Genomic DNA, 14,126 nt, shown 5'->3' with positions numbered 1-14,126 from the left:
ACGTTCGCTCTGTGCGCGACGCTTATCAACGAGATAAGCGCATGATCCTGAACGATAATCGGAGCCGTCGATGCAGGGCATGAGCGAGCGCCAGTACGCCGCCCATGTCGGGCTGTCGCGGGGCGCGATCCAGAAGGCGAAGACGGCCGAGCGGCTGGTGCTCTATCCCGACGGCAGCATCAATGCGGCCGCCAGCGACGCCAAGCGTGCCGAGACGACGGACCCGTCGAAGACCCGCAAGCCGCCCGCGCCGAAGCTGAAGCCTGTCCCCGAGGCGGCCGTGGTTGCCGTCGGCGACACGCTCCGCGAACAGGGTCTGGCAGTCCCCGCCGTCGGCGGCGGCACGACCTTCCTGCAGGCGAAGACCGCGAACGAGGTGCTGAAGGCGCAGGAGCGGCGCATCCGGCTCCAGAAGCTGAAGGGGGAATTGATCGAGCGGGCCCGGGCGCTGTCGCTGGTGTTCCGGCTGGCGCGGGAGGTGCGGGACGCGTGGGTGAACTGGCCTGCGCGGTCGGCGGCGCTGATGGCGGCCGATCTCGGCGTGGAGCCCGCTGCGATGCAGAAGGTCCTTGAGAAACATGTCCGTGCCCACCTCGACGAGCTTGCCGAGGTCCGGCCCGACTTCCGGTGATGATGATGGCCAGACCGATTTCGACGGCGCGGGCGAGATCCTGCGCGCCTGGGGCGCGGGGCTGACGCCTGATCCGGACCTGACCGTCTCGGAATGGGCGGACCGGCACCGGATGCTCTCGGGCCGCGCCTCGGCAGAACCGGGGCGGTATCGCACGGTGCGCACGCCCTACATGCGCGAGATCATGGACCGGCTGAGCCCTGGCGATCCCACGCAGCGGATCGTATTCATGAAGGCCGCGCAGGTCGGCGCGACCGAGGCGGGCAACAACTGGATCGGGTTCGCGATCCACCAGGCGCCCGGCCCGATGCTGGCGGTCCAGCCGACCGTGGAACTGGCCAAGCGCAACTCGCGCCAGCGGATCGATCCGCTGATCGACGAAAGCCCGGAGCTGCGGGAGCGGGTGAAGCCCGCCCGGTCGCGCGACGCGGGCAACACGATGCTGTCGAAGGAGTTCGCGGGCGGCATCCTGATCATGACCGGCGCGAACTCGGCGGTCGGGCTGCGCTCGACCCCGGCGCGCTACATCTTCCTCGACGAGGTCGACGCCTATCCGGCCTCGGCCGACGAGGAAGGCGACCCGGTGACGCTGGCGGAAGCGCGGTCGCTGACCTTCGCCCACCGGCGCAAGGTGCTGCTGGTCTCGACGCCCACGATCCGGGGGCTGAGCCGGATCGAGCGCGAGTATGAGGCGTCCGACCAGCGCCGGTTCTTCGTGCCGTGCCCGCACTGCGGCGCGATGCAGTGGCTGAAGTTCGACCGGCTGCGCTGGCAGAAGGGGCACCCCGAGACGGCCGAGTATCACTGCGAGGGCTGCGAGACGCCCATCGCGGAACACCACAAGACGGCGATGCTGGAGGGCGGCGAATGGCGGGCGACCGCCACGGCCGCCGATCCGACGACGGTCGGCTACCACCTCTCGGCGCTCTACTCGCCGATCGGCTGGGTGAGCTGGGAGCGGATCGTGCGGGCTTGGGACGCAGCGCAAGGGTCGGACGAGGCGATCAAGGCGTTCCGCAACACGATCCTCGGCGAGACATGGGTCGAGACGGGCGAAGCGCCGGACTGGCAGCGGCTTTACGACCGGCGCGAGACGTGGAAGCCCGGTATCGTTCCCGCGGGCGGGCTGTTCCTGACCGCCGGGGTCGACGTGCAGAAGGACCGGATCGAGGTCGATGTCTGGGCCTGGGGTCGTGGCTTGGAAAGCTGGCTGGTCGATCACGTCGTGATCGAGGGCGGGCCCGGCGATCCGGCCTGCTGGCAGCAGCTGACCGACCTGCTCGGCCGGGTCTGGCGGCACGAGGGCGGGCGGCACATGACGCTGGCGCGGCTCGCGATCGACACGGGTTACGAGACGAGCGCGGTCTATGCCTGGTCGCGGCAGACGGGCTTCGGGCAGGTGGCGCCGGTGAAGGGCGTCGAGGGGTTCAACCGCTCGAGCCCGGTGAGCGGGCCGACCTATGTCGATGCGACCGTCGCGGGCAAGCGGCTGCGCCGCGGCGCCCGGCTCTGGATCGTCGCCACCTCGACCTTCAAGGCCGAGACCTATCGCTTCCTGCGGCTGGAGCGGCCGACGAAAGAGGAACAGGCGGCGGGTGCGCTGTGCCCGCCCGGCACGATCCATCTGCCGGACTGGGCCGACGGCGAATGGCTGAAGCAGCTGACCGCCGAACAGCTGGTGACGGTCGCTACCCGCCGCGGCTTCGCCCGGCTCGAATGGCAGAAGCTGCGCGAGCGCAACGAGGCGCTGGATTGCCGGGTCTATGCCCGCGCCGCCGCCTGGATCGCGGGTGCGGATCGCTGGCCGGAGGCCCGCTGGGCCGATCTGGAAGCGCAGCTCGGCGCGGCGAAGCAGGACGGGCCAACGGACGGCGCGGCGACAGAGCCGTCCGTCCCAGCACGAAGGCTGCCGCTCCGGCGGACGATACGCTCGAGCTACATGAGGTGAACGCCATGGCCACGGCCGCCGAACTCCGCGCCCGCCGCGAGGCGCTGGCCGCGCAGCGCGTCTCCGGCATCGCCCGCGTGAGCTACGACGGCAAGACGGTCGAATACCGCAGCCTGGCCGAGATCGACCGGGCGCTCGAGGCGCTGGAGCGGGAGATCGCCGCCGCCGAGGGGCGCCGGATCGTGCGGCAGCTGCGCGTGACGACGGCGAAGGGGCTCTGATCCATGGGGCTTCTCGACCGCTTCCGCCGCGCAAGGGCCGGCGGCGCCCCGGCCGTGCGCGCCCGCCTCGAGGGCGCCATGGCACAGCGCCGCCTGCGGGGCTGGAACCCGCCCTTGGAGAACATCAACGCGCTGGTCGCCGCGGGCGGGCCGCGACTCCTGGCGCGGTCGCGCGAACTGGTGGTCGCCAACGGCTATGCGGCGAACGCCTGCGAGGCCTTCGCCGCCAACCTCGTGGGCGACGGGATCAAGCCCTCCTCGCTGATCGGGGACGGGGCGCTGCGCGACCGGGTGCAGAAGCTCTGGCTCGCCTGGACGGACGAGGCCGATGCGGATGGTCTGACCGACTTCTACGGGCTTCAGGCCATGGTCGCGCGCGAGATGTTCGTCGCCGGCGAATGCTTCGTGCGCCTGCGCCCGCGCCGGCCCGAGGACGGGCTTTCGGTGCCGCTTCAGCTGCAGCTTCTGCAATCCGAGATGCTGCCCTTCGAGAAGACCGAAACGGCCGCCGACGACAACCGCATCCGCTGCGGGATCGAGTTCGACGCCATCGGGCGGCGGGTGGCCTATCACTTCCGCCGCCGCCATCCGGGCGACAGCACGGACCGGCGGGTGGCGGTGCCCGAGACGGTGCGCGTGCCGGCGGCGGACGTGCTGCACATCTACCGGCCCATCGATGCGGGCCAGATCCGGGGCCTGCCGCATGTGGCGCCGGCCATGGTGCGGCTCTTCCTGCTCGACCAGTACGACGACGCGGAACTCGACCGGAAGAAGACCGCGGCGATGTTCGCGGGCTTCATCACGAAGGCGGCGCCCGAGGAGCCGATGATGGGCGAAGGCGCCGCCGATGCCGAGGGGGCGGCCCTCGCCAGCCTCGAGCCCGGTACGATGCAGGTGCTGCTGCCGGGCGAGGACGTGAAGTTCTCGTCCCCGGCGGACGTCGGCGGGGGCTACGAGGCGTTCCAGTACCGCACGCTGCTCGCCGTCTCGGCCGCGCTGGGGCTGCCCTATCACCTCGTCACCGGCGACACGGGCCGGGCGAACTATTCCTCGCTGCGCGCCGAACTGGTCGAGTTCCGCAGGCGCATCCAGCAGCTCCAGCACGGCGTGATCGCCCATCAGCTCTGCCGGCCGGTCTGGGCGCGCTGGCTCGAGACGGCCGTGCTCGCGGGCGCGCTCGAGGGCCGGCCGGACGCGCTGCGGCCCGTCCAGTGGATCCCGCCGCGCTGGGACTGGGTCGATCCGCTGAAGGACATCCAGGCGCAGGTCCTCGCCATGGAGGCGGGCATCGTCTCGCGGCGCAAGGTGGTCGAGGCCACGGGCTACGACGTCGAGGAGATCGACCGCGAGAACGCCGCCGATGCGGCGCGGGCGGCGGGCCTCGGCCTGCATTACCGCACGAGCCCCGGCGGGACGCAGGGCGCCCGCGCCACGCCCGCCCGGCTGCCCGATCCGGGGTCGGATGCGCCGGGCGCAGACGCGCAACCCGAACAGGAGTGACAGGATGAAGAGCTGGTATGCGATCCGCGCCCGGGGGCGCGACCGGGAGGACGCGCGGGCGGAAGTGGCGATCTACGACGAGATCGGCGCCTTCGGCGTCTCGGCGAAGGGGTTCCTCGCGGAACTCGGGGCGCTGCCCGAGGGCACCCCCGTCGATCTGCGGCTGAACAGCCCCGGCGGGTCGGTCTTCGACGCGGTGGCGATCCACAACGCGCTGAGGCGCCATGCCGGGACCGTGACGGTCTGGATCGACGGCATCGCCGCCTCGGCGGCCTCCTACGTGGCCATGGCGGGCGACGAGATCGTCATGCCCGAGAATACCTTCCTGATGATCCACGACCCCTCCGGCCTCGTCATGGGCACGGCGGAGGACATGCGCGCCATGGCCGAGGCGCTCGACAAGGTGAAGGGCAGCCTCGTCTCGGGCTATGCCGGCAAGTCCGGCCGCACGCCCGAGGAGGTCGCCGCGCTGATGGCCGCCGAGACCTGGTTCGACGCCGCCGACGCCGTGGCGCAGGGCTTCGCCGACCGGATCGCCGACCCGGTCCGCATCGCCGCGCGTTTCGACACCGGGCGCTTCCGCAACGCACCGCCGGTGCTGGCGGAGCAGGCCGAAGCCGAGCCGGAGCCCGGAGACGAGAACGACGGGGCCGATACCGGGGCCACCGACGAGGCGGTCATGGTCGAGGACGCCGCGGTCGCGGACGCCTGGGACGAGCAGGCCGCCGCGTCCGATGCGCCGCAACCGCCGGCGGGCACGTCCCCGCCGGGCGGACCGCCGCCCGATCCGTCCGCGATCCGCGCCGAGGCCCTCGCCCATGCCCGCGCCGTGATCGACCTCTGCCGCCTTGCGGGCCGGCCGCAGATGGCGGGCCGCTTCCTCGAACGCGATGCGGGCCTCGACGAGGTGCGTGCATCGCTCCTCGCCGCGAAGGCCGAGGCCGAGCCCGAGATCGCGCCGCATCACCCGCAGCCCGGCCGCAGCGCGAGCGCGCGTCCCTGGGGCGACGTGATCGCCCGCACCTTCAAGCCGAAAGGATGAGCCGATGACCACGCTGACCGAAGGCCCGCATGCGGGCGGCTTCCTCGTCTGGGAAGTCGCGCGCGACTACACCCGCGAAACCGTCGTCCTCGCCTCCGGCGCGGGCAAGATCGATCCCGGCACGGTGCTGGGCAGGATCACCACGGGCGGCAAGTTCGTTCCGCTCGCCCCCGCCGCCTCGAACGGCAGCCAGAACGCCGCCGGGATCCTCTGGGGCAAGGCCGATGCGACCGACGCCGATGCCGCGGCGGTGGCCGTCCTGCGCGGCCCGGCCCTCGTCAACCGCCACGAACTCGTCTGGCCCGCGGGCGCGACCGAGCCGCAGATCGCCGCCGCCACCGCGGCGCTGGCCGCGCTCGGGATCCTGCTGCGCTGATCCCCTCCATCGAAAGGACATCCCCATGGCGACCATGGACATCTTCGAAGGCGATGCCTTCTCGATCGTCGAGCTGACCCGCGCGCTGGAGAACATCCCCTACAGGCCCGCGATCCTGTCGGGCTCGGGTCTCTTCGGGCCGCGCGGCGTGCGCGCGCGCACCGTGGTGATCGAGAGCCGGGACGGCACGCTGTCGCTGATCCCCTTCTCCGAGCGCGGCTCGGCCTACGAGCAACAGGTGCCGGAACGCCGCGAGATGCGCGCCTTCGTCGTGCGCCAGTTCAAGAAGCAGGACGTGCTCTGGGCCTCGGAGATCCAGGGCATCCGCGACCACGGGTCGGAGACCGCCGTCCAGCAGGTGCAGACCGAGGTGGCGCGCAAGCTGGCGCGGCTCCGGAACGATGCCGAGGCCACCTTCGAGTTCCACCTCTTCAACGGCATCCAGGGCGTGGTGAAGGATCCGAAGGACGGCGCGACGGTGGTGAACTACTTCGCCGAGTTCGGCATCGCGCCGGCCGCCGAGGTGGACTTCGACCTCGACAACGCGACCCCCGCCTCGGGCGCGCTCCGCAAGCGCTGCCAGGCGCTGATCGAGAGCGTCGAGGACAGCCTCGGCGGGCTCGCGGCCGGTCAGGTCCAGCTGCGCGCCGAATGCGGCTCGGCCTTCTTCGCCGATCTGGTCGCCCACAAGGAAGTGCGCGAGACCTACCTCAACACCGCGGCCGCCGCCGACCTTCGGGGCCGCGTGGGCGAGGAGGTCAGCTTCGGCGGCATCGCCTTCCGCCGCTACCGGGGCGGCCTCGGCTTCGGCGTGCCGACGGACAAGGCCTACTTCTATCCCGAGGGGGTCGAGGGCCTCTTCGAGATCTACTTCGCCCCGGCCGACACCTTCGAGACGGTCAACACGCCCGGCCTGCCGCTCTATGCCCGCACGATCCCCGACCGCGACCGCGACGAATGGGTGCGCCTCGAGATCGAGAGCAATCCGCTGCCGATCTGCACCCGCCCGCAGGTTCTGCGCTCGGCGCGACGGACGTGATGGGGGCCGTCGACCTGGCGCTCGACGCACTCTTCGCCGATCCGAACATCGGCCGGGACGCGGTCTACATCGCCGAGGGCGGCGCGCCCGTCCTGGTGCGCGTCGTTGCCCGGCGTGCGGACGCGGTCACCGACTTCGGTGATGCACGGCTCTGGTCCGAGACCACCCGGATCGACCTGCGCGTGGCCGAGGTGCCAACCCCGCGCCCCGGCGACCGTATCGAGATCGACGGCGAGGCCTTCCTCATCCAGGGCGAGCCCGTCCGCGACCGCGAGCGGCTGGTCTGGACCGTCGACCTGAGGCCCGCGTGAAACTGAAGCTCGACATCGATCCCGACATCGTCGCGATGATGGCGGCCGAGGTCGCGGCGGGCGAACGCGCGGTCTCGGCCGCGATCCGCGAGGCCGGGACCGGGCTGAAGGCGGCCTGGCGCGCGCAGATCACCGGCGCGGGGCTCGGTGCCCGGCTCGCCCGCACCATCCGGTCGCAGCAGTTCCCGAAGGGCAAACCTAGCCTCAGCGCGGCGGCTCTGGTCTGGTCCAACGCCCCGGTGATCGTCGGCGCGCATGACGCAGGGCCGCTGATCCGCTCGAAGAACGGGTTCTGGCTGGCGATCCCCACCCCGGCCGCTGGCAAATCCACACGCGGCGGTCCGATCACCCCCGGCGAATGGGAACGCCGCACCGGCCTGCGCCTGCGCTTCGTCTATCGCCGCCGAGGCCCGAGCCTGCTGGTGGCGGAGGGGCGGTTGAACACGAAGGGCCGGGCCGTGGCGTCACGGTCGAAAACCGGCAGGGGCGTCGTGACTGCGCCGATCTTCCTGCTGGTGCCGCAGGTCAAGCTGCCGAAGCGGCTGGACCTGGCACGGGATGCGCAGCGAGCGCATGATGCCGTGCCGGGGGCTGATCGTGGCGAACTGGGTGGAGGGGCGAGCCGGATGATCACGCGCGGGCGGCGGCGCGACCGTCGTCGCGCGCGGCACGACGGCGACGGCGCGGCTCCTCGGTCTCGCCCAGCCCCTCGATGGCTATCGGTGCCTTGCCGGGAAATTCGACCATCAGCTTGAGCGAGCCGCCCATCGCGCGCACGTAGCTCGACAGGGTCGACAGGAGCAGATCGCTCTGGCGCTCGTATTTCGCGACCGTCGCCTGCTGGATGCCGAGGGCTTCGGCCAGCTGGGCCTGCGTGAGGTCCTTGGCTTTCCGCAGTTCCTGCAGCGTCAGGTATTCGGTATGGAGCCGGTCGGCCTCGGCCTCGATGTCCGCGCGCCGGGCCGCGTCGAGCGTGGCCAGCTTGTCCTTCAGGGTCCGTGCCATGGTCCTCATCCTTTCCGTTTGGCCAAATGGCGGTCGAACCGCTCATCGGCCCGCGCGATCAGCTGCTTGTAGAAGCGCTTCTCGCTCACGCCCGACTTGTCCCCGCCGACGAGCAGGATCGCCTGCCGGTCGGGATCGAATGAGAAGGCGATGCGCCACGCGCCGTCAGCGGCGTTGCAGCGCAATTCCTTCATGTTCGCATGCTTCGAGCCGGTCAGGGTGTCGGCATGCGGTCGTCCGAGTGTCGGCCCCTCGCGTTCCAGAAGGAGCGCGCGGGCCAGGATCGCGTCCTGAACCTCCGGTAAGAGTGCGTCGAACTCCGGTTCGAACTCCTCGGCAAACGAGACGGTCCACGGCATGCGATCCTCATGTCCTTGAAGCTATATAGCCCCGAGGCACTAATTTGGCAATATCGGCCCGAGCAGAGCGATGCCCACCCCTCGCGAAACCATCCTCACCGCGCTGCATGCGCGGCTCTCGGCGCTGCCCGCGACCGCCTTGCGCGGCGACGTTCTGCCCGAGCGCGTGCCCGCTGCTGGCCTCCTGATCCTGCGCGACGGCGAGCCGGGGGAGCCCCAGGTGACGCTGTCGCCGCTGCGCTACCATTACCAGCACCGAGCGGAGATCGAGGCGGTCGTCCAGGGGGCCACCCGTGACGCCGCCTTTGACACCCTCTGCGGCAGCATTGGTGCAGCGATTGCCGGCGACCGTACACTGGGCGGCCTCTGCGACTGGGTCGAGGCGGAAGCGCCGCGCCCGGTCGATCTGGCTGTCGAGGGTACCGCCAGCCTGAAGGCGGCGGTGATCCCGGTGGTGCTGCATTATTCAACGGCCGATCCGCTCGGCTGATACCGGCAGCGGGTCCCATCCTGCGCTCGGCGGGACAAAGGTCCCCCGGACCTTTGTCTGATCCGCCTCACTCCACGACCAACCCACTGGCCTGACCCAATCACGACAGGAGAACTCAATGGCACGAGCCCATGGGGCGCGGGCGCAGATGGCGCTTGCGTTCGAGACCGTCTATGGCACCGCGCCCGCCTCGGGCTATCGCACGGTGCCCTTCGCCAGCACCACGCTCGGCTCCGAGCAGCCGCTGATCGCCTCGGAACTCTTGGGCCAGGGGCGCGACCCGCTGGCCCCGATCAAGGACGCGGTCACCGCCGATGGCGACGTGGTCGTGCCGATCGATGTCGAGAACCTTGGGCTTTGGCTGAAGGCGGCGTTCGGTCAGCCGACGACCACTGGCACCACGCCCAAGACCCACACCTTTCAGTCCGGCAACTGGACCCTGCCGTCGATGGCCATCGAGACGGCGATGCCCGAGGTGCCGCGCTACGTGATGTACACCGGCTGCGTCTGCGACCAGCTGTCGTGGCAGATGGCGCGGTCGGGGCTGCTGACCGCGACGGCCCGGCTGGTGGCGCAGGGTGAAAGCGTCGCGGCCACCACCGCGGCTGGCACGCCGACGTCGCTTTCGCTGCAGCGGTTCGGGCACTTCAACGGGGCGATCACCCGCAATGGCTCGCCGCTCGGCAATGTCATCTCGGCCGAGGTGACCTGGTCCAACGGCCTCGACCGGATCGAGACCATCCGCAACGATGGCCGCATCGAGGGGGCCGACCCCGGCATGGCCGCGCTGACCGGACGGGTTGAGGTGCGTTTCGCCGACACCGCGCTGATCACGCAGGCCATCGACGGCACGCCTTGCGAACTGGTCTTCGCGTGGAGCCTCGGCGCCAACGCCAGCTTCACCTTCACGGCCCACGCCGTCTACCTGCCGCGCCCGCGCATCGAGATCCCTGGCCCGCAGGGCATCCAGGCCACCTTCGACTGGCAAGCCGCCAAGGCCGTCAGCCCCGCCCGGATGTGCACCGCCGTCCTCGTCAACACCGTCGCAACCTATTGAGAAGGCCCGTCATGCTGACACTCGACCTTTCGAACGCGCCGCAGTGGTGCGACCTCATCCCCGGTGTGCGCGTGAAGCTCCGCCCGCTGACCACCGCGCTGATGGTCTCCGCGCGGGGCGATCCCGCGATTGCCGACCTGCCCGAGGGGGCCGCGACCGAGGAAGCCGCGCTTTCCATGGCCAAGGCGCTGGCGCGGCGCGCGATCCTCGCGTGGGAGGGGATCGGCGATGCAGACGGCAATCCCATCGAGCCGAGTCCCGAGGCCATCGACGCGCTTCTCGACCTCTGGCCCGCCTTCGAGGCGTTCCAGACTTCTTACGTCGCCAAAGCCCTCCTGCTGGACGCGGAAAAAAACGGCTCTGCGCCCTTGCCGACTGGTCGCTCAGTGGGGGCGAAGGCTACTGCGCGGCCTGCGGCACGACCTGTCCCGACTGCCCCGCACGGCTGAACCGGCCGCTGACGCTCGAAGGCGCGCAGGTCTGGGACCTGGCGCAGCGCCTCGGCGGTCAGATGCGCGTCATCCCCGGCGCGGTGATCGGCTGGGACATGGGCGCGGCGCTTGCGCTGGGGAACGCTCTCGGCATTTCCCCGCCCGCCATCGCCGAACTGTTGCCCGCCCTCGAGGCGGTGATGGTCCGCCGCGTCAACGAGCAGATCGCGGCGAACCGCGACTGACCCCATTCCACCCGGAGCCCCGATCCGATGCCTGAGAAACGCGTCTCCGTCCGGCTTGCCGCCGTGGGCGGCCGCCAGGTGCGCGCCGAACTGGAAGGCATCGGCGAGGCCGGGGCGAAGGGCTTTGGCCGCCTGTCCTCCGAGATGGAACTGGCCAATACGCGCTTGGCGAGCTTCGCGCGCCGCGCCGGGATCGCGCTGGCGGCCGTCACCGCAGCGGCTGCGGCGGCCGGGGTGGCGATGGTCCGCTCGGGGCTGGCCAACATCGACGCGCAGGCGAAACTCGCGCAGTCGATGCGCACGACCGTCGAGAGCATCCAGATCCTGACCTGGGCCGGGGAACTTGCGGGCGTCTCGCTGGGCGAGATCGAGCAGGCGACGAAGAAGCTGACCACCCGCCTGTCCGAAGCCGCCAGCGGTTCGGGCGCGGCCGTCGGCGCGCTGCGGCGGCTGAACCTGACGGCGGCGGAACTGCAGGCCCTGCCGCTCGACCAGCGTATCGTCGCCATTCAGGACGCCTTGAACCAGTTCGTCCCCGAGGCCGAACGGGCGGCCGTGGCCTCCGACCTTTTCGGCGACCGGGCGGCGCTGGCCTTCCTTCGGATCGACAGCGCCACGCTGCGCGATGCCGCCCGCGACGTGCAGGATTTCGGCGTGGCGGTCAGTGCGGCGGATGCCGCCCAGATCGAGCGGACAGGTGATGCCATCGCACGGCTCAGCCTGATCTGGACCGGCCTCGTCAACCGGCTGACCGTGGCCGTCGCCCCGGCGCTGGAGACCATCGCGACCAAGCTCGCCGACATGGCGCGCGCGACCGGCCCCATCGGGCAGGCGATCACAGCAATCTTCGACAATCTGGCACGGCTCGCCACCTATGCCGCAACCTTCGCTGCCTTCATGGCGGGTCGCTGGGTGGCCGGGCTGGCCGTAGCCGCTCTTTCTGTCCGTGGCCTTGCTACAGCGCTGGTCTTCCTGCGCGGCGCTCTGATCCGCACCGGCATCGGCGCGCTGATCGTCGGGGCGGGCGAGCTGGTCTATCAGTTCTCGCAACTGGTCGCCCGGGTCGGTGGTGTGGGCGAAGCGTTCCGCCTGCTCGGCGATCTGGCCAAGGAGGTCTGGTCTCGCATCGGTCTGTCGCTGGATGCGGCCCTCGCGCGGATGGCGGCCGGATGGGAGGGGCTGAAGGCGGCCGGTCTATCGGCGCTTGAAGGCACCATCGCGGGCGTCGTCAGCTTCGGCGACCGGACGGCCGCGATCTTCCAGGGGGCCTATGACGCCGCCGTGGCGATCTGGGGCAGCCTGCCTGGCGCCATCGGCGACTTCGCCTTCCAGGCCGCGAACGGGCTGATCTCCGGCGTCGAGGCGATGCTGAATGCGGTCGTCACCCGCATCAACAGCTTCATCGAGACCCTGAATGCGGCCCTCGCGCTGCTGCCGGAATGGGCCACCGGCGAAGGCGGGGTCCGGATCGGCATCCTCGATCCGGTGGAGCTCGGCCGCATCGGCAATCCCTTCGAGGGGGCTGCGACGGCCGCGGGAGCCGCGGCGGCGGATGCCTTCTCGGCCGCGCTGGCACGCACCTATCTCGAACCGCCCGACCTCGGCCTCGGCGCGATGGCCGACGACGCCCGCGCCCGGGCCGACGGCTATCGCGAAGCGGCCGGGATGCTCGCCGATGCCGCCGGTCGGCCGCTCGCCAGCTGGCAGGCTTTGAAGGATGCCGTGACCGGCACGGGGGTCGACGCTGAGACTGCGCTGGCGGATGCCGCTGCTGCGGCCGGGGCGCTGGGCGAAGAACTGGACGATACCGGCGGAGCGGCGGGTCGCGCCGGTGCGGCCGGGCGGCAGGCAGGAGCCGACACCGCCGCCGGAGCCGAGAAAGCCCTGACCGGCTGGCAGGCCGTCACCGCCGCACTCGCCGACTACGCCGCCAAGGCGCGCGAGATCGGCGGGGATATCGGCAGCGCGCTGGTCGGGGCGTTCCAGAGTGCGGAGAACGCCATCGGCGACTTCGTGAAGACCGGCAAGCTCGACTTCCGCGATCTCGTCACCTCGATGATCGCCGACCTCGCGAAGCTCGCCGCCCGCCGCTTCATCCTCGGCCCCATCGCCAACGCCCTCTCCGGCGCGCTGGGCGGCGCGGGTGGCATCTTCGCGAACATCCTGCATGCGGGCGGGATGGTCGGCGCCCCCGGTCCCGGCCGGATAGTTCGGGCCCTGGCCTTTGCGGGTGCCCCGCGCATGCACACCGGCGGCTGGGCCGGGCTGCGGCCGGATGAGGTCCCCGCGATCCTGCAAAGGGGTGAGCGGGTCCTCTCTCGCCGGGAAGCCGCGGGCTACGGCAAGGCGGGTGCTTCCACCGTCAATGTCACGATCAACGCGCGGGATGCCGAGAGCTTCCGCCAGTCGCGCACACAGGTCGCCAGCGACATCGCCCGCGCCGTGTCGCTGGGCCGGAGGGGGATGTGAGGATCAGCCATGGCATTCCACGAGGTCCGGTTTCCGGACAACATCAGCCGGGGCGCGCGCGGCGGCCCGGAGCGGCGCACCCAGATCGTCGAACTGGCGAGCGGGGCCGAGGAACGCAACGCCAGTTGGGCCAACTCGCGCCGCCGCTACGACGTGGCCTACGGCATCCGCCGCGCCGACGATCTGGCGGCGGTCGTCGCCTTCTTCGAGGCCCGCAATGGCCGCCTCCATGGCTTCCGCTTCAAGGACTGGGCCGACTTCAAATCCTGCCCGCCGTCACAGACGGTGGGTCCGAGCGACCAAACCATCGGCACCGGCAACGGGTCGGCCACGCAGTTCCAATTGGTCAAACGCTACACCTCCGGCGCGCAGTCCTGGACGCGGACCATCACAAAGCCCGTCGCCGGAACCGTGACCATCGCTCTGAACGGCACGCCGCAGGTCTCCGGGTGGTCGGTCTCCACCGCAGCGGGCTTGGTGACCTTCACCACCGCCCCCGCTGCGGGTGTCGCGATCACCGCGGGCTTCGAGTTCGACGTGCCCGTCCGCTTCGACACCGACGCCCTCGATGTCACCCTCGACCTCGAACGGCTCGGGTCGATCACCTCGATCCCGCTCGTGGAGATCCGCACATGAACGACGAGACCGGATTTCTGGCGGCGGTGCTGCGCGAACTGGCCGCGTCAACAGCCGTGATCCTCGCCGCCTGGGGTGCGCTGGGCGGGGCGACCAATGCCCTGACCACCCGGATGCGGCTGCGCGACGCGCTGCGCCACATCCTGCTCGGCGGCCTGATCGCGGCCGGGATGGGCAGCCTCTCGATGGCGCTCGTCACCGCCTGGCTCGCCCTGCCGCCGCAGGCGATCCCCGCGGGTGGGGCGGCAGGCTCGGCCGCCTATCTCGTCGGCGTCTTCGGCCCGGCCTTCATCGAACTCGTCCTCGCCCGGCTGCGCGGCGCGAAGGGAGGGGCCGACGATGAATGACCTTCTCCGCCGCGCGCGC

General features: G+C 71.1%; 17 protein-coding genes and 1 pseudogene. 16 read left to right on the top strand and 2 right to left on the bottom strand.

From position 1 onward, the window contains the following. The first annotated feature begins 70 nt into the window (after positions 1-70). The 9 genes and pseudogenes from GT358_RS15430 to GT358_RS16775 all read left to right on the top strand — a co-directional run bounded on the left by GT358_RS15430 (position 71) and on the right by GT358_RS16775 (position 7,698). Entirely contained in the window at positions 71-631 is a 561-nt protein-coding gene (locus GT358_RS15430; RefSeq protein ID WP_166583532.1) for a hypothetical protein, read from the top strand. Next, the gene (locus GT358_RS15425; protein ID WP_166583531.1) at positions 579-2,579 is read left to right on the top strand and encodes a phage terminase large subunit family protein; all 2,001 of its coding nucleotides are present in this window, start codon (positions 579-581) and stop codon (positions 2,577-2,579) included. The genes GT358_RS15430 and GT358_RS15425 overlap by 53 nt, the downstream gene beginning before the upstream one ends. Before the next feature lie 5 nt (positions 2,580-2,584). Continuing rightward, positions 2,585-2,800 carry a phage head-tail joining protein gene (locus GT358_RS15420; RefSeq protein ID WP_136646672.1) on the top strand — a complete coding sequence of 72 codons (216 nt, stop codon included), beginning with the start codon at positions 2,585-2,587 and terminating at the stop codon, positions 2,798-2,800. A gap of 3 nt (positions 2,801-2,803) precedes the next feature. After that, complete coding sequence (locus GT358_RS15415) at positions 2,804-4,300, top strand: phage portal protein (protein WP_136646671.1); 1,497 nt, start codon at positions 2,804-2,806, stop codon at positions 4,298-4,300. Between the two features lie 4 nt (positions 4,301-4,304). Continuing rightward, entirely contained in the window at positions 4,305-5,342 is a 1,038-nt protein-coding gene (locus GT358_RS15410) for a head maturation protease, ClpP-related (RefSeq protein ID WP_166583530.1), read from the top strand. Positions 5,343-5,346: 4 nt separating this feature from the next. Beyond that, positions 5,347-5,718, top strand: coding sequence for a head decoration protein (locus GT358_RS15405; protein WP_166583529.1), 372 nt, complete (start codon positions 5,347-5,349; stop codon positions 5,716-5,718). 25 nt (positions 5,719-5,743) lie between these two features. Next, on the top strand, positions 5,744-6,757 hold the full coding sequence (locus GT358_RS15400; protein ID WP_166583528.1) for a major capsid protein: 1,014 nt from the start codon (positions 5,744-5,746) through the stop codon (positions 6,755-6,757). After that, positions 6,757-7,068, top strand: coding sequence for a hypothetical protein (locus GT358_RS15395; protein WP_166583527.1), 312 nt, complete (start codon positions 6,757-6,759; stop codon positions 7,066-7,068). The genes GT358_RS15400 and GT358_RS15395 overlap by 1 nt, the downstream gene beginning before the upstream one ends. After that, positions 7,065-7,698, top strand: a pseudogene (locus tag GT358_RS16775) (DUF6441 family protein). Before GT358_RS15395 ends, GT358_RS16775 begins: the two are co-directional and overlap by 4 nt. Here GT358_RS16775 and GT358_RS15385 read toward each other — a convergent pair. Continuing rightward, entirely contained in the window at positions 7,699-8,073 is a 375-nt protein-coding gene (locus GT358_RS15385; RefSeq protein ID WP_243730933.1) for a helix-turn-helix transcriptional regulator, read from the bottom strand. A gap of 5 nt (positions 8,074-8,078) precedes the next feature. Beyond that, entirely contained in the window at positions 8,079-8,432 is a 354-nt protein-coding gene (locus GT358_RS15380) for a type II toxin-antitoxin system RelE/ParE family toxin (protein WP_166583525.1), read from the bottom strand. A 70-nt stretch (positions 8,433-8,502) separates the two neighbouring features. Between GT358_RS15380 and GT358_RS15375 the strand changes: the two genes are divergently transcribed. The 7 genes from GT358_RS15375 to GT358_RS15345 all read left to right on the top strand — a co-directional run bounded on the left by GT358_RS15375 (position 8,503) and on the right by GT358_RS15345 (position 14,107). Continuing rightward, the gene (locus GT358_RS15375) at positions 8,503-8,922 is read left to right on the top strand and encodes an acyl-CoA transferase (protein ID WP_166583524.1); all 420 of its coding nucleotides are present in this window, start codon (positions 8,503-8,505) and stop codon (positions 8,920-8,922) included. Positions 8,923-9,040: 118 nt separating this feature from the next. Further along, complete coding sequence (locus GT358_RS15370; protein WP_166583523.1) at positions 9,041-9,979, top strand: phage tail tube protein; 939 nt, start codon at positions 9,041-9,043, stop codon at positions 9,977-9,979. A gap of 11 nt (positions 9,980-9,990) precedes the next feature. Continuing rightward, the gene (locus GT358_RS15365; RefSeq protein ID WP_166583522.1) at positions 9,991-10,428 is read left to right on the top strand and encodes a hypothetical protein; all 438 of its coding nucleotides are present in this window, start codon (positions 9,991-9,993) and stop codon (positions 10,426-10,428) included. 62 nt (positions 10,429-10,490) lie between these two features. After that, positions 10,491-10,655 carry a hypothetical protein gene (locus GT358_RS15360; protein ID WP_166583521.1) on the top strand — a complete coding sequence of 55 codons (165 nt, stop codon included), beginning with the start codon at positions 10,491-10,493 and terminating at the stop codon, positions 10,653-10,655. A gap of 27 nt (positions 10,656-10,682) precedes the next feature. After that, on the top strand, positions 10,683-13,124 hold the full coding sequence (locus GT358_RS15355) for a phage tail tape measure C-terminal domain-containing protein (RefSeq protein WP_166583520.1): 2,442 nt from the start codon (positions 10,683-10,685) through the stop codon (positions 13,122-13,124). Between the two features lie 9 nt (positions 13,125-13,133). Next, positions 13,134-13,760: a DUF2460 domain-containing protein gene (locus GT358_RS15350; protein ID WP_166583519.1), complete on the top strand. Its 627-nt coding sequence runs from the start codon at positions 13,134-13,136 to the stop codon at positions 13,758-13,760. After that, entirely contained in the window at positions 13,757-14,107 is a 351-nt protein-coding gene (locus GT358_RS15345; protein WP_146284397.1) for a hypothetical protein, read from the top strand. Before GT358_RS15350 ends, GT358_RS15345 begins: the two co-directional genes overlap by 4 nt. Positions 14,108-14,126 lie beyond the last annotated feature (19 nt).

This window comes from Rubellimicrobium sp. CFH 75288 (assembly GCF_009904055.1).
Lineage (GTDB): Bacteria > Pseudomonadota > Alphaproteobacteria > Rhodobacterales > Rhodobacteraceae > Rubellimicrobium.
This window is presented reverse-complemented; position numbering and strand designations above follow the sequence as displayed.